General features: G+C 68.8%; 14 protein-coding genes and 1 tRNA gene. 7 read left to right on the forward strand and 8 right to left on the reverse strand.

From position 1 onward, the window contains the following. Nucleotides 1–119: 119 nt before the first annotated feature. From SY84_RS10365 to SY84_RS10375, 3 genes are all read right to left on the reverse strand, one after another. A complete protein-coding gene (locus SY84_RS10365; RefSeq protein ID WP_046843941.1) occupies nucleotides 120–938 on the reverse strand; it encodes an HpcH/HpaI aldolase/citrate lyase family protein in 819 nt (272 codons plus the stop codon). Between the two features lie 23 nt (nucleotides 939–961). Then, nucleotides 962–1345 (reverse strand): VOC family protein, encoded by a 384-nt coding sequence (locus SY84_RS10370; RefSeq protein WP_046843942.1) that lies wholly within the window; start codon nucleotides 1343–1345, stop codon nucleotides 962–964. Nucleotides 1346–1620: 275 nt separating this feature from the next. Next, a complete protein-coding gene (locus tag SY84_RS10375) occupies nucleotides 1621–2514 on the reverse strand; it encodes an RIO1 family regulatory kinase/ATPase (RefSeq protein ID WP_046843943.1) in 894 nt (297 codons plus the stop codon). Nucleotides 2515–2835: 321 nt separating this feature from the next. Here SY84_RS10375 and SY84_RS10380 point away from each other — a divergent pair. Both SY84_RS10380 and SY84_RS10385 read left to right on the forward strand, forming a co-directional pair. Continuing rightward, nucleotides 2836–2911: transfer RNA gene (locus SY84_RS10380), tRNA-Trp, on the forward strand. Nucleotides 2912–3100: 189 nt separating this feature from the next. Beyond that, nucleotides 3101–3736 (forward strand): hypothetical protein, encoded by a 636-nt coding sequence (locus tag SY84_RS10385; RefSeq protein ID WP_046843944.1) that lies wholly within the window; start codon nucleotides 3101–3103, stop codon nucleotides 3734–3736. A gap of 143 nt (nucleotides 3737–3879) precedes the next feature. Here the strand turns inward: SY84_RS10385 and cutA are convergent, their stop codons facing one another. The 3 genes from cutA to SY84_RS10400 all read right to left on the reverse strand — a co-directional run bounded on the left by cutA (nucleotide 3880) and on the right by SY84_RS10400 (nucleotide 5592). Further along, the gene (gene cutA, locus SY84_RS10390; RefSeq protein WP_119673160.1) at nucleotides 3880–4200 is read right to left on the reverse strand and encodes a divalent-cation tolerance protein CutA; all 321 of its coding nucleotides are present in this window, start codon (nucleotides 4198–4200) and stop codon (nucleotides 3880–3882) included. Nucleotides 4201–4303: 103 nt separating this feature from the next. Continuing rightward, nucleotides 4304–5404: a S1C family serine protease gene (locus SY84_RS10395; protein WP_046843946.1), complete on the reverse strand. Its 1101-nt coding sequence runs from the start codon at nucleotides 5402–5404 to the stop codon at nucleotides 4304–4306. Beyond that, nucleotides 5401–5592, reverse strand: a complete 192-nt coding sequence (locus SY84_RS10400; RefSeq protein WP_046843947.1) for an FmdB family zinc ribbon protein — start codon at nucleotides 5590–5592, stop codon at nucleotides 5401–5403. The genes SY84_RS10395 and SY84_RS10400 overlap by 4 nt, the downstream gene beginning before the upstream one ends. Before the next feature lie 507 nt (nucleotides 5593–6099). On the opposite strand from SY84_RS10400, the gene glmS reads away from it, so the two are divergent. Continuing rightward, nucleotides 6100–7920 (forward strand): glutamine--fructose-6-phosphate transaminase (isomerizing), encoded by a 1821-nt coding sequence (gene glmS, locus SY84_RS10405; RefSeq protein ID WP_046843948.1) that lies wholly within the window; start codon nucleotides 6100–6102, stop codon nucleotides 7918–7920. 59 nt (nucleotides 7921–7979) lie between these two features. On the opposite strand, the gene SY84_RS16800 is transcribed toward glmS, so the two are convergent. Continuing rightward, entirely contained in the window at nucleotides 7980–9602 is a 1623-nt protein-coding gene (locus tag SY84_RS16800; protein WP_046843949.1) for a C1 family peptidase, read from the reverse strand. 390 nt (nucleotides 9603–9992) lie between these two features. On the opposite strand from SY84_RS16800, the gene SY84_RS10415 reads away from it, so the two are divergent. The 4 genes from SY84_RS10415 to SY84_RS10430 all read left to right on the forward strand — a co-directional run bounded on the left by SY84_RS10415 (nucleotide 9993) and on the right by SY84_RS10430 (nucleotide 14018). Next, the gene (locus tag SY84_RS10415) at nucleotides 9993–11021 is read left to right on the forward strand and encodes a LacI family DNA-binding transcriptional regulator (RefSeq protein ID WP_046843950.1); all 1029 of its coding nucleotides are present in this window, start codon (nucleotides 9993–9995) and stop codon (nucleotides 11019–11021) included. A gap of 53 nt (nucleotides 11022–11074) precedes the next feature. Next, complete coding sequence (locus SY84_RS10420; RefSeq protein ID WP_046843951.1) at nucleotides 11075–12082, forward strand: sugar ABC transporter substrate-binding protein; 1008 nt, start codon at nucleotides 11075–11077, stop codon at nucleotides 12080–12082. Nucleotides 12083–12213: 131 nt separating this feature from the next. After that, nucleotides 12214–13188, forward strand: coding sequence for an ABC transporter permease (locus tag SY84_RS10425; protein WP_157883083.1), 975 nt, complete (start codon nucleotides 12214–12216; stop codon nucleotides 13186–13188). Beyond that, nucleotides 13185–14018 (forward strand): ATP-binding cassette domain-containing protein, encoded by an 834-nt coding sequence (locus SY84_RS10430; protein WP_046843953.1) that lies wholly within the window; start codon nucleotides 13185–13187, stop codon nucleotides 14016–14018. Before SY84_RS10425 ends, SY84_RS10430 begins: the two co-directional genes overlap by 4 nt. A 69-nt stretch (nucleotides 14019–14087) precedes the next feature. Here SY84_RS10430 and SY84_RS10435 read toward each other — a convergent pair whose 3' ends face one another. Continuing rightward, nucleotides 14088–14591 carry a hypothetical protein gene (locus SY84_RS10435; protein WP_046843954.1) on the reverse strand — a complete coding sequence of 168 codons (504 nt, stop codon included), beginning with the start codon at nucleotides 14589–14591 and terminating at the stop codon, nucleotides 14088–14090. Nucleotides 14592–14595 lie beyond the last annotated feature (4 nt).

Genomic DNA, 14595 nt, shown 5'->3' on the forward strand with positions numbered 1-14595 from the left:
AACGCCAGAGGAATACCTGCCGAGCGCAGCGACCGCTCCCCCTGCCCCTCTGGGGGAGGGGGCTGGGGGGTGGGGAGGCCCGCCGCCAGGCGCACCCCCACGACGCAACCGGTCACTGGTCAGCGAGTCGTCGCCGCGTACAGCGCGAGCACCTCACGCGCCTCGTCCACGTGCATCTGCTCCACGAGTGCGCCCTGGTGTGCGGCGATGCTTTTCCCTTCAGCGCGTGCGGCGTCCCACGCGTCGATGAGGGCCTGTGCGTGTTCCGCTTCGGTTTCGGTGACGCCGAACGCCTGGTTGGCGGCGTCGATCTGCCCTGGGTGGATGAGGGTTTTGCCGCTGAAGCCGAGGGCGCGGCCCTGCTGGCATTGCCGCGTGAAGCCGTCGGAATTGCGGATGTCGTTGTACACGGCGTCGAGGGGTGTTTTGCCGTGGGCGCGGGCGGCGAGGACGACGCTGCTCAGCGCGTGGAGGAGCGGGGTGCGGTCGGGGTGGGGTTGGGTGCGCAGGGCGCGGGCGAGGTCGTTCGCACCGACGATGAGGGTGGTGACGCCGGGCACGGCGGCGATCTGGGGTGCGTTCAGGACGCCGTGTGGGGTTTCGATCATGGCCCAGAGGGGCAGGCCGAGGCTGAGGGCGTGGGCGTCTGCGGCGCGCTCGACTTTGGGCAGGACGATGCCGCTGGCGCCGGCGGTCAGCGCCAGTTCGCGGTCGTCGTGTTCCCAGGGGGTGTTCAGGCCGTTGACGCGGATGAGGACGGGGACGGGCCAGGGGGTGCGCAGGGCTTCGCGGACGTGTTCTCTGGCGGCGTGTTTGTATTCGGGGGCGACGGCGTCTTCGAGGTCGAGGATGATGGCGTCGGCGCCCAGGGTGCGGGCTTTCTCGATGGCGCGGGGTTTGTCGCCGGGGACGTACAGGACGGAGCGTGTGGGGGGCATGGGTTCAGTATCGGGGGTGGGGGTCAGGGGAGGCCCCAGATGCGGGGTGGGGCGAGTTCCAGCACGTTTCCGGCCGGGTCATGGAAATACAGGCTCTCGCCCCGGTCCCCCCAGGCGTACCGGGTGACGGTCAGTCCGGCGGCGCGCAGCCTCGCTTCCCACTCGTCGGTTTGGGCGGGGTCCAGGGTCAGGCAGGTGTGCCCGCCGGGCGTTCCGGCGTGTGGGGGAACGTCGCCGGGCTGGGCGCTGGCGCGCGGGTCGAAGATCAGCAGCATGCTGCCGTCCAGCCGGTAGAACAGGTGCCGCCCGGCGACCTTTCCGTGCAGGGTCAGGCCCAACGTTCCGCTGTAGAACGCCTCGGCGCGGTCCAGATCGTCGACGTACAGGCAGGTTTCCAGGACGCGCATGTCGCCAGGGTACGGCAGCGCGCCCCGGCCGGAGCGGGAGCGCGCGTCGAGTGGGGTTATTTCAGGCGGCAGAGTTCGCCGGGGTTGCAGGTCTGGATGACGGACGCTCCGGCTCCGCTGGCGGCAGCGAGGGTCAGGAGGGTGGCGGCGGTCACGAGCAGTCGTTTCATGGGAACTCCTTCCAGCGGGGTGCTGGGCCCGGTGCTCCGGGTGTTCCCCAGTTGTACGGCGGGGCCTGCGCGGGTGCCCCTCTTGCGTTCGCGGGGCGGTCATGTTTACGGCAGCAGCAGGCGGGGTTCGGGCGCGGGGCCCAGCGCGCGGCGCTGCACGTCCCGCAGGACGTTCTGTCCGTCGGCGTGAATGCCGTGCTTGCGGAAGCTGGTGGCGAGGCTCTGGGCGTCCCGGGCGAGCAGGTCGCGGAAGTGCGGGTTCTGACGGGTCGACAGTTGCGGGAAGTCAATGATGGTCACGGTGTCCTCCTGCCAGAGCAGGTTGTAGGTGCTGTAGTCGCCGTGCGCGTACCCGAGCCGCAGCAGGTGGGCCATGCCCTGCAAGCTCTGGTCCCAGGCGCTGCGGGCCTGTTCGGGGTTCAGTGAGGCGTCGCTGAGGCGTGGGGCGACGTGGTCCTCGGTGCCGATCAATCGCATCAGGACGGCGGGGTACGTGGCGGTGTAGTCGTAGGGGTGGGGGCCAACCAGGGGTTCGGGCACGGGGAGGCCGGCCTGCCAGAGTTCCCAGAGGTGCGCGTATTCGGCGGCCACCCAGCCGTGCTGGAGCATCTCCAGGCCCGCGCGGGTGCGGCCCTCGATGGCGCGGCGGTCGCGGTCCTTGATGATGACCTGCCCGGCGCGGTACACGCTGTCGTCCTTGAAGGACCGGGCCTGCAGGTCGCGGTAGAGCTTCACGAGGACGCTGCCGCGCGGGCCGCGGGCGACGTACGCGGTGGCTTCCTTGCCGCTCTTGAGTTCCGCGATGATCTCGGTAACGTGTCCGAGGTCACGCAGGCGGCGGATCACGTCGTCCTGGTCGCTGTCCTCATCGGCGGTCATCTGGGCGAGCTGGCGTCGTCCGACGGGTTTCTTCTTGCCGCGCCTGCGGGGTTCGGCGGCGTCGGTCCAGGGGTCATCCAGCCAGTCCTGATCGGATGGGTCGTGGGTGCGGGCGCTCATGGGCGCCTCCGGGGGTCAGTGCAGGGTGTGGAGCCCGAAGGCAGAGGCGGCCAGTGGGGTTGCGTCAAAATCACTCCAGGGTGCGGAAACGAGAACTCCGTGCGCGGCGGTCTGGATTTCAGTGATGTTGGTCATAGCTGGCACCTCCTTTCGGTGATGAGCGCAGCGTAGCAGGGCAAGGTGGCGACTGTCACGAAAGAAGCGGGCGCTAGGCCATCACGCCTACGGTGCCTCCGGGCTGCCCGGCGCCGGGGCGGCACCCTTGCACGACGTGAGAGTCGGTGCTACTCTGCACAGGCCCGCGTGGAAGCGCGCGAGAACGGGTCCTTAGCTCAGTTGGTAGAGCGGCGGTCTCCAAAACCGTAGGTCGTGGGTTCAAGTCCTACAGGGCCCGCCACGAACCGCCCCCCAGTCCACTCCGGGTTGGGGGGCGGATCCTTTGCCGAGTCCTCCGGTCGGCGGCAGTCCGTATCACAGGACTCCGCGGGGTGCAGAGATGAAGGGAGGCTGTGAAGTTTCCCCGGCAGTCTGGGGTGGGGTATTCATAGACTGCGGGTCATTCCCTCATTGGTGGGCAAGGAGTCTCATGAAGAAAAGTGCTGTTCTGTCGGTTGTGGTGCTCGGTCTGTCACTGGCCAGCTGTAGCAGGATCGTGGGCGCGGCCATTCCGCCGCAGACGATCAGTAATCCGGCGGGGCTGGAGGGCAAGCAGCTGGTGGCGTCGTCGCCGCTGGTCATCGAATCGGTGCGGGGCACCGTGAGTTACAGCACGGCTGGTGCGCCGTTCGGGGACATTCAGATTCAGGAGCTGCCGTTCGGGATCAAGCCCGGCGGGCTGGAGTTCCGGACGGGGTTCAGTCAGATTGACGTGACGGGCGCGTGCGTGAAGCCGCAGGCGTTCACCGTGACGGTCCGGGACGTGAAGGTGGACGCCAGTGACCCGGTGGCCAGCGCGACCTTCACGGAGAATGCGGCGGCGCAGTTCACGCTGACGCGCACGTCCGAGAGTGCCGGGAAGGCCACGTACGGCGTATCGGACACGAAGCTGAGCGTCTCGGCGGATGTGGCGACGGCCATGAAGTTCTTCTCGATCCTCACCACGGGCGGCCAGAACACGGTCAGTGTCACGGCGACGATCAGCGCCAGTGACAACGGCCTGGCGGGCTGCACGATGGGTTTCACCCTGAAGGACGTGAGCGTCACGCTGAGCAAGTTCCAGTAACCCCTGGTCTGCACTGACTTCGGGTGGCGTCTGGTTCGCGGCTCGTGTCATCGCCACTGCATTCCGCTGTTCGGGACCGTGCTCAGACGCCCCCACTGCGCTCTGCGGGTGGGGGCGGTCTGCTGGGTTGCCGGGTGCGGCGTTCAGCGTTGGGGTGGGGTGAGGGCGTCGCGCAGCCACGCCTGGAATTCCGGCAGGGCGCGGTCGTACTGCAGGGCGATGATCTCGGGCACCTCGTAGGGATGCACGGCCTTGATGCGCGCCTCGAGGTCCGGATACTGTTCACCGCTGGTCTTGATGAGCAGCAGGCTCTCGGGGTCCTCGGCGACCTCGCCCTGCCAGCGGTACACGCTCTGGAGGCCGGGGACGATGTTCACGCAGCCGGCGAGGTGCTCGGCGACGAGGATGCGGGCCAGGTCAAGGGCCCGCTCGGGGGGGAGGGTGACCATGACGACAAGTGACACGCGTCCAGCATACGACCTGGGCGGGTGGGGTCGGCAAGGGAACCCCCCCGGTGTGTGACGGGGGGCAAGCGGCTGCGCGCCGGTCTGGCGCGCGGCGCGGGCGTTACTGGAGGGTGCGTTTCAGGAGGGTGACCCTGACCTGCACGCGTTTCTTGTTGCGCCACACGTCCAGCGTGACGGTCTGACCGGGGCGTTTGGCGGCGACCAGTCGGGTCACGTCGAAGGAGTCGCGCACGCCCTGGCCGTCCACGGCGACGATGATGTCGCCGAGCGGTGCCAGGAGCTGGTCCTTGCTGTTGCGCAGGCTGCCGCGCAGGCCAGCGCGGGCGGCGGCGCTGCCGGCGGGTACCTGATCGACCAGGGCGCCCTGGTTGCTGCTCAGGCCCGCCAGCTGGCGCAGGGCCGGGTCAAGGCTGTCGAGGTCCACGAGGGTCGCGCCGAGCGTGCCGCGCTGGGGCACGCCGATCTTCTCAAGGTCGTCGAGGCTCTGCTTGACGACGTCGCTGGGGATGGCGATGCCGATCGTGCCGGGCACCAGGGCGTTCGGGGCGGCGTTCAGGTCGGCCACGCCGACGACGAGTCCGCGGGAGTCCAGGACGGGGCCGCCGCTGTTGCCCTGTTGGATGCTGGCGGTGGTGGTGATGTACTGGCTGATCTCCGAGCCGAGCTGGTCGGTGCGGGGGACGTCGCGGGCGCTGGCGGTGACGCTGTACACGCCGCTGCCGACGAAGTTCTGGATGCGGAAGGGCGTGCCGAGCGTCATGAGTTTCTGCCCCGGGATGAGGCGGGCGCTGGACCCGAACGCGAGCGTGGCGGGCGCGGTGACGCCGGTGACGCGCAGGATCGCGATGTCGATGCCGGGGTCGACGCCCTCGAGGCGCGCGGTGACGCGGCGGCCGTTGTACAGCGTGACGGTGATGGATTCCTGGAACTGCACGACGTGGTAGTTCGTGACGATCAGGTCCTTCTTGTAGAAAAAACCGGTGCCGGTCTCGATGGGGTCGTCGCCGGGTTGCAGCTGTTCGCGTTGCAGCCGGGTGTCGACACGCACGACGGCCTGCAGGGCTTTCTGGGTGATCTCGACGGTGTTGATCTCGTCGGGGGTGACCAGGGTGCGCTGCGCGGTGACGCGGCCGGTCAGGTACGCGCCGCCGAGTCCGCCGCACAGCAGCAGCGTGAGTCCCAGCGCGCGTGGGAACTTCACTCGCTGCTCTTGGGGCGGGAGTCGGTGACGTAGAAGCCGCTGCCCTTGAACGCGATGCCCGGGCGGGCCAGGACGCGTTTGACGGGCGCGCCGGTGTCGGGGTGCGTGGTGTAGGGCTCGTCGCGCATGCTCTGCTGCAACTCGTAGATTTCGCCGTTTTCCAGGTTCTTGTACAGGTAGGTGGGCATGGATCGACCTCGCGTGATGTGTCCGCGCGCGTACGCTCGCGCCGAATATCCTAGCAACTGTGGTCAGGCGCGGATGTAAGGTCGCTCAGGCGTTCCCTTGAGGGTTGCGGCGGTGGCCTGCCCAGCCCCGGATGGGTGCGTGAGTGGCGTACTCATGTGAGGTGGGGGGTGGATGCTATGCTGCGCGGGTGGACCGACTTGGTGTCCGGTTCACACGAAACAGGGCAGCGCAAGGCCCCTGCCCGCCCACGCGGGACTGGGGAGACGAGGTGGAAGTCAGCGAGTTTCTGCGGATGCTTCCAGGCCAGCATGCACGGCCTACCCGGCGCCCGGCGGTTCCAGCACGGAATCCAGGGCGTGAATCCCGACCATAACCCCCGTGGCAACACGGACATAAAGCCGGGAACCATGCATCAAATCCACAGACACCAGCGTGGGCTGCGAGCAGTGTGGCGGGAGGTCCTGACCCCCGGACCGCGCCGCTGACGCGCCCCAGCAAGGAGCATTATGTGCGGCATCGTTGGATACATCGGCCCCCGGCAGGCGCAGGACGTTCTCATCTCCGGTCTCTCGAAACTGGAGTACCGCGGCTACGACAGCGCGGGCATCGCCGTGCATGACGGCGCGCAGATCGAGGTGAAGAAGAAGGCCGGGAAACTCGAGAACCTCAGCACGCTGCTGGAGGGTCAGCCCATGGGCGGCTCGCTGGGCATCGGGCACACCCGCTGGGCCACGCACGGCCTGCCGAACGACACGAACGCGCACCCGCACGCCACCGAGGACGGCCGCATCGTGATCATCCACAACGGCATCATCGAGAACTACCTGCCCCTCAAAGAGGGCCTGATGAGCCGTGGGCACGAGTTCAAGAGCGAGACCGACAGCGAGGTCCTCGCCCACCTGATCGAGGAAGCCTACGCGGGCAACCTCGAGGAGGCCGTCCGCGCGGCATTGAGCCAGGTGCGCGGCGCGTACGGGATCGTCGTCACGCACGTCGACCACCGCGAGATCGTCGCGGCCCGCACCGTCAGCCCGCTCGTGATGGGCGTCGGCGAGGGCGAGATGTTCCTGGCCAGTGACGTGCCCGCCCTGCTGGCCTACACCCGCAACATGGTGTTCCTGCACGACGGCGACATGGTCGTCCTGAACGACGACGGCTTCCGCGTCATGGACCTGGCGGGCAACCCCCAGGAGCGCCCCGTGGAGCACATCGAGTGGGATGCCGAGGCCGCCGAGAAGGGCGGGTACGACACGTACATGCTCAAGGAGATCTACGAGCAGCCCCAGGCCCTCACCAACACCCTGATCGGCCGCCTGCACGACGAGACCGGTGAGGTGAACCTCGACATCGACCTCGACCCCGGCAGCTTCAAGCGCATCTCCATCATCGCGTGCGGCACCGCCTACTACGCCGGTCTGGTCGGCGAGTACCTGATCGAGCAGCTCGCCCGCATTCCTGTGGAAGTCGACGTGGCCAGCGAGTACCGCTACCGCGATCCCCTGGTCAGCGAGAACACCCTGGCCATCGTCGTGTCCCAGAGCGGCGAGACCATCGACACCCTGGAGGCGCTGCGCGAGGCGAAGAAGTTCGGCGCGAAGACCCTCGGCGTGATCAACGCCAAGGGCTCCTCCATGACCCGCGAACTGGACGACACGCTGTACATCCACGCCGGACCCGAGATCGGCGTCGCCAGCACCAAGGCGTATACGTCAATGGTCAGCGCGTTCCTGATGCTGGCCCTGTGGCTGGGCCGCGCCCGTGGAACGCTCAGCGAGGAGCAGGGCGCCGAACTCCTGAAGGCCGCCCGCGAACTGCCCCGCCTGGTCGAGGAAGCCCTGGCCCCCGAGCGCGTGGCGCGCATCAAGGAAGTCGCCGAGAAGTACGCCATGGCCCGCGACTACCTGTTCCTGGGGCGCGGCGTGAACAGCCCCACCGCCTACGAGGGCGCGCTGAAACTCAAGGAGATCAGCTACATCCACGCCGAAGCGTACGCGGCGGGCGAGATGAAGCACGGTCCCATCGCCCTGATCGACGAGAAGTTGCCGGTCGCCGTGATCGCCACCGAGAGCCGCCTGCTGGAAAAGACCATCAGCAACGTGCAGGAAGTCCGCGCCCGCGCCGGGAAGGTCATTCTGTTCCTGTCGGACGGCGACACCGAGAACGCCCGCCACGGCGACGACGTCATCTACGTCCCGCGCGCCCACGAGATGGTCAGCCCCGTCGTGAACGCCGTCGCCATGCAGCTCCTGGCGTACTTCACGGCCACCGCGCTGGGCAAGGACGTGGACAAACCCCGTAACCTCGCCAAGAGCGTCACCGTCGAGTAACAGCGTCCAGCAGGAGGGGGCCGCAGCCAATCGCGCTGCGGCCCCCCTCGCTTGTTCGGTCAGAAGTTGGCCATGTCGCTGGCGACGGCGTTCGCGGGGATGTTGTACACGCCGTACACTTCCTTGTCCATGAAGCTGTCGGGCAGGTAGGCGTAGCCGCCGTCGCCGAAGCCGCAGCTCCAGGAGTTCTTGATCACGAAGTACCCGGTGGGCAGGGACAGCTTGACGTTCACCAGCCCGGCGATCTTCACGTCGTAGGTCTGCATGCCGCTGTTGACGTAGCCGACGACGTGCACGGCGTGACCGCCGCGGACCTTGCCGCCCATCAGGCTCAGGTTCGGCAGGCCGGTGGCGCCGATGGCGTCGAAGGCGGGGTCCACGTTGAAGCCCAGGATCAGCTGGTCGCCCCGGTCGATCATCTGGCGCAGCAGGGCGCGGCGGTAGGCGCGGGCGGCGTCGCCGCTGCCCAGGGCGTTGTTGGCGAGTGCCACCCAGACTTCGGTGCCCTGCGTGGCGCGGAAGTTGAACGCGGCGTTCGGGGCGATGTCCCACTCGGGTTTCCACGCGCAGTTGTTCGTGCCGCCCTGGCAGACGAGCTGGGCCTGGGCGGTGGTGTCGCTGCACGCCTGGTTGGCGTAGTTCAGGCAGGAGTTCCGGAATTCCGTGACGGCCTTGGTGGTGTCGGCGGGGATGCGGACGCGGCTCCGGGACGCGTTGTACTTCCAGCGGACCTCGGTGGGGATCATGCGCTGCTTGCCGATGATGTCGTTGAAGTCGCCCCACCCGGCGCCGTCGCCGAGGACGCCGTCGTCGCCGCGCAGCCAGTAGTACGCGTACTGCTCGGAGAGGTTGAATGGAGTCTTGATGCGGCGCGCGATCTGGGTTTCCAGCGCCGAGACGTACGCGAAGGCCATGCAGGTGCCGCGGCCGCCCTGGTCCTTGATGGTGGTGATCTGGTCGATGCGGTTGCCGCGCATCTGCCCGAACAGGGCGTTGGTGGGCGTGAAGCGGCACGCGCCGTCGGTGGGGTTGCTCACGAAGCCGCCGCCGAGTTCCTCCTGCGGCTGCGAGGGTTTGGGGGGCGTGACCTTGTTCAGGATCGTGGTGGGCACCGTGAAGCGGACATTCGGGGCGATGTTGACGGTGCGGGCCGAGTCGGGCGTCAGGAATTCGCGCGGGATGGGGTTCTGGTCGCTGAGGCCGAACGACTGCAGGATGGCGGCGCGGTTGGCGGGTGCGGCGGCCTCGGCCTGGGCGACGCTCAGGGCGACGGTGTCCTGGCCGTACAGCAGGACTTCCTTGTTCTCGCCGGTGCGGAGCTTGATGGTGGTGGGCACCGTCAGGCCGCGCGGGAGGGCCAGGGTGGCGCGGGCGATGTCGGCGCGCAGGTCCGCGCGGCCCTGGAGGCCCTGCACGAGGCTCAGGCTGCGGCTGATCTCGGCGTCGCGGGCCTGGAGGCGCGCGGGCAGCTCCTGCAGGTTCAGTTGCAGGGCGTTCGGGCTCTGGAGGACCTGCTGGAACTGGGCCTGGGGGACGCGCAGGACGTTCAGGTTCAGGGTGGAGATCTGGATGGGTTGCAGCTGGAGGTTCTGGAGGTTCACGCTGTTCTGCGCGTGCGCGGCGGACAGGGCGGCCGACAGGGTGGTGAGGAGGGCGGTGCCGATCAGGGTGCGTGCGTTCATGGTGGACCTCCGGTGGGGTGTGGGCACAGTGAAGCGGATGGGGCGTTGCGGCGGCGTTGCGCGGAGAGGTGCGGTCGGTGCTGGGTGCAGTTCAGCAGACCGGCCATGATCGGGCCGTGATCGGATGGCGGGGGCGGGGTGTGCGGGCCTGGAGCGGACTGTGCCCGTCGACCGGTGCGGCACTGGGCTGGGGGTGGGGGCGACCTGCCAGGAATGTTGAACCGGGTCAAGTGTTGCGTGGGGGTGGGGCGTGGGGATTGACAGGGGCGGGCGGGGCGCGCACACTGACTGCACCTCAATGTAATCGTTTGCAACCGGGTTTCCTCGTCTGGGAAACCAGCCGCTCCACTCATCACCCGCAGCCGTGCCGGGGAGGTGTAATCGATTTCAATGGCCAGTATCCAGGACGTCGCCCAGCTCGCCCAGGTCAGTACCGCCACCGCCTCCCGCGCCCTGTCCCGACCCGACATGGTTGCCGCCACCACCCGTGAACGCGTCCTGAGCGCCGCGCGCGAACTCGGCTACCAGCCCAACGTCATCGCCCGCAGCCTCCGCCAGGGCGAGACCCGGACCATCGGCGTGATCGTCACCGACATCCTCAACCCCTTCCACGCGCAGCTCGCCAAGGGCATCCAGGACGCCGCCGACCGGCACGGCTACACTGCCTTCCTGTTCAACAGCGACGAGGACCCCGCCAAGGAACGCCGCGCCATCGACACCCTGCGCGGCCACCTGCCCCAGGGCCTGATCATCGTCCCCACCAGCGGCGCCCGCGAGAACCTCGCCGCTCTGAACGGCGTGCCCATCGTCGAACTCGACCGCATGAGCGGCACCCCCGACGTCACCACCGTCACCGCCGACAACTCGGGCGGCGCCACCGCCGCCACCCGCCACCTCATCAGCCTGGGGCATGCGCGCATCGGCATGATCGTCGGGCAGCAGGACATCAGCACCGCCACGCAGCGCCACGACGCCTACCGCGCCGCCCTGGAAGCCGCCGGACTGACCTACGACCCGGCCCTGGTCCTGCCCGGCAACCACCGCGAGGACGACGGCCACCGCGCCGCGCTGCGCCTCCTGACCCTCCCCGAGCACCGCCGCCCCACCGCGCTGTTCGTCGGCAACAACGAGATGACCGTCGGCGCCGTCCTGGCCGCCCGCGCCCTGAACCTGCGCATCCCCGATGACCTCAGCATCGTCGGCTTCGACGACAGCCGCTGGGCCCAGACCATGAACCCCCCCCTGACGGTCGTCGCGCAGCCCACCTACGACCTGGGTACCTGCGCCGCCGAGCAGCTCATCGCGCAGCTGCGCCACCCGCGCGACGGCCCCCCGCAGCACCACCAGCTGTCCACCACGCTGATCGTCCGGCACTCCACCAGCCCGCCCCACACGCCCGCCCCCGCCCACAGCCACTGAACCCAGCCACCGACCCTACCCCGGCCCATGCGGCCACCCCCGGAGGAACCACCATGCGCAAAGTCATCGCCACCGCCGCCCTGACCACCCTCGCCGCCAGCCTGACCCTGGGCGCCGTGCAGGCCCAGAGCAGCGCCCAGCCCATCATCGGCCTGATCACCAAGACCGAGACCAACCCCTTCTTCGTGAAGATGAAAGAAGGCGCGCAGAAGGAAGCCACCCGCCTGGGCGCCAAACTCCTGACCGCCGCCGGGAAGGCCGACGGCGACAACGCCGGGCAGGTCGCCGCCATCGAGAATATGGTCGCCGCCGGAGCCAAGACCATCCTGATCACCCCCAGCGACTCCAAGGCCATCGTGCCCGCCATCGCCAAGGCCCGCGCGCAGGGCGTCATGGTCATCGCGCTGGACAGCCCCACCGAACCCGCCAGCGCCGTCGACGCGCTGTTCGCCACGAACAACTACCAGGCGGGCATCCTGATCGGCCAGTGGGCCAAGAAGGCCATGGGCACCAAAAAGGCCGTCATCGCCACCCTGGACCTGTTCCCCGGCCACCCGGTCGGCATCGCGCGGCACAACGGCTTCCTGGCGGGCTTTGGCATCAAGGGCATCACCGCCAGCACGACCGCCCTCGTGAACACCAGCGTCGCCTGCGCGCAGGACTCCTTCGGGGACCAGACCAAGGGCCAGACCGCCATGGAGAACTGCCTCCAGAAGAACCCGGACATCAATGTCGTGTACACCATCAACGAACCCGCCGCCGCCGGGGCGTACCAGGCGCTGAAGGCCGCCGGGAAGGAAAAGAGCGTCCTGATTGTCTCCGTGGACGGCGGCTGCGCGGGCGTGCGCAACGTCGAGGGCGGCGTGATCGGCGCGACCAGCCAGCAGTACCCCCTGAAGATGGCCAGCATGGGCGTCGCGGCAGGCGTGAACTACGCCAAGACCGGCAAGAAGGTCAGCGGCTACACCGACACCGGCGTCACCCTGATCACCAACAAGGCCATGAGCGGCGTGAAGAGCCAGAACGGCAAGTTCGGCCTCGCCAACTGCTGGGGCCAGTAAGTCTGAACTGAGGTCCTGACCGGCGCGGCTGTCCGGCCCCGCCCCCGACCCTCACCTTCAAGTCGCCACGGCCCGCGCCCCCCTGAGCCGCGGGCCGTGGCGAACTTCATTGACCGGGGAGACCCATGAGCATGACGCAACCCACCACCACGCCCGCGCGGCGCTTCCAGCTGCCGAACCTCAGCACCCTGGGCCCCCTGATCGCCCTGCTGATCGCCTGCCTGTTCTTCACCTTCCAGTCCGACCGGTTCCTGACGCTGGGCACCTTCAGCCTGATCCTGCAGCAGGCGTCGTTCGTGGGCGTGATCGCCATCGCGCAGACGCTGATCGTCCTGACCGCCGGGATCGACCTGAGCTGCGGGATGATCATGGCCCTGAGCAGCATGGTGATCGGCAAACTGGCCGTCGAGCAGGGCGTGCCCATTCCACTGGCGATCCTGGCGGGCTTTGCGGTCGGCGCGTTCGTCGGCTGGCTGAACGGCCTGCTCATCACGAAGTGGAAACTGCCGCCGTTCATCGTGACGCTCGGCATGTACTCCATCGTGTTCGCCGCGGTGAAGATCTACTCCAAGGCGACCAGCGTGCCCATGCCCGCCGACGGCCTGACGTTCCTCGCGCAGCGCTTCACGGTGTTCGGCACGCCGTTCACGTACGGCAGCCTGCTGATGGTCGCGCTGTTCATCCTGACGTGGCTCTTCCTGAACTACACCGCGCCCGGGCGGCACATCTACGCGCTGGGCAACAACCCGGAAGCGGTGCGCCTGAGCGGCATCAACACCAGTCGCCTGCTGCTCAGCGTGTACACCTTCGCGGGCGTGCTGTACGGCGTGGCGGCCCTGCTGCTGCTGGAACGCATCGGCGGCGCGTCCCCCGAGGCGGGCACCACCGAGAACCTCGAGAGCATCACCGCCGTCGTGATCGGCGGCACCAGTCTCTTCGGCGGGCGCGGCAACGTCCTGGGCACCCTGGTCGGCGTGCTGATCGTCGGCGTGTTCCGCTCGGGCCTGACGTTCATGGGCCTGGACAGCGTGTACCAGAACCTCATCACCGGCATCCTGATCATCCTGGCGGTCGCCACCGACCAGTTCTCCCGGAGGAAAGCATGACCGCCGCCGCCCACCTGCCCGTCACCCCGCCCGCCCCGCACCTCGCCCGGCCTCTGGTCATGCAAGCGCGCGGCCTCGTCAAGCGCTACGGGCACGTCACTGCCATCGGCGGCGCGGACTTCGAACTGCGCCCCGGCGAGATCATGGCCGTCATCGGCGACAACGGCGCGGGCAAGAGCAGCCTCATCAAGGCGCTGTCCGGCGCGCTCATCCCCGACGAGGGCGAGATCCTCCTGGACGGGCAGCCCGTGCACTTCCGCACGCCCAGCGACGCCCGCCGCGCCGGGATCGAGACGGTGTACCAGGACCTTGCCGTCGCCCCGGCCATGACCATCGCGGAGAACCTCTTCCTGGGCCGCGAACTGTACCGCGGCGGCGCGCTGGGCCGCGCGCTGAAACTCATCGACCGCCGCCGCATGCTCACCGAGGCTACCGAGCACATGAAAGGCCTGCAGTTCGCGATCAAGAGCATGAGCCAGCCCGTCGAGACGCTGAGCGGCGGGCAGCGCCAGGGGGTCGCCGTGGCCCGCGCCGCCGCGTTCGCGCAGCACGTGGTCATCATGGACGAACCCACCGCCGCGCTCGGCGTGCGCGAGGGGAACATGGTGCTCGACCTGATCCGCAAGGTCCGCGACCGGGGCCTGCCGGTCATCCTGATCAGCCACAACATGCCCCACGTGTTCGAGATCGCCGACCGCATCCACGTGCACCGCATGGGCCGGCGCGCCGCGCTGCTGAACCCCCAGAAGATCAGCATGGCCGACACCGTGTCCGTCATGACCGGCGCGATCAGACCCGAGGACCTCAGCGCGGACGTCCTGGCGCACTGACCGGACGGGCGGACAGGACCGCAGAGGAGGCGGGGCACGACAGCCACCCGCCTCCTCTCGTCTGGTCCCTTACCGGCTGGGGGTCAGGGCGCGGCCCTGCGTGAGCCAGAGGTTCAGCGCGCACACGAGCAGAAGCGCTCCCAACGGGAACGGCACGGCCCCCAGGTCCAGCTGGACGTTCACGCCACGCGTGAAGCTGCCCAGCCGACCCCGCACCTCGCCCGCGTAGTGGCGCAGGGAGACGTCCAGGCCGTCCGTGAAGCGGCCGTAGCGGCCCGTCACCTGATCCGGCGTGAACTCCAGCCGCGCGTCCACGCCCTGCGTGAAGCCGCCCAGGCGGACCGTCATGACGCCCGCCGCGATGCCCGCCCGGACGTCATGCCCGCTCGTGATGCCCCCCACGCGGCCCACGAGTTCGCTGCCCTCCAGCCATACGCGCACGTCGGTGCCGTCCGTGAAGCCCCCCACGCGGGCGCTCAGGCGCTCCCCGTCCCAGGTGGCGTGCAGGTTCACGCCGTCTGACACGCCACCGAACCGGCCCGTCAGGGCCTCCTGCTGAGCTACGCCCGTCATGCCG

Origin of the sequence: Deinococcus soli (ex Cha et al. 2016), from assembly GCF_001007995.1 — a bacterium.
Taxonomy (GTDB): domain Bacteria; phylum Deinococcota; class Deinococci; order Deinococcales; family Deinococcaceae; genus Deinococcus; species Deinococcus soli.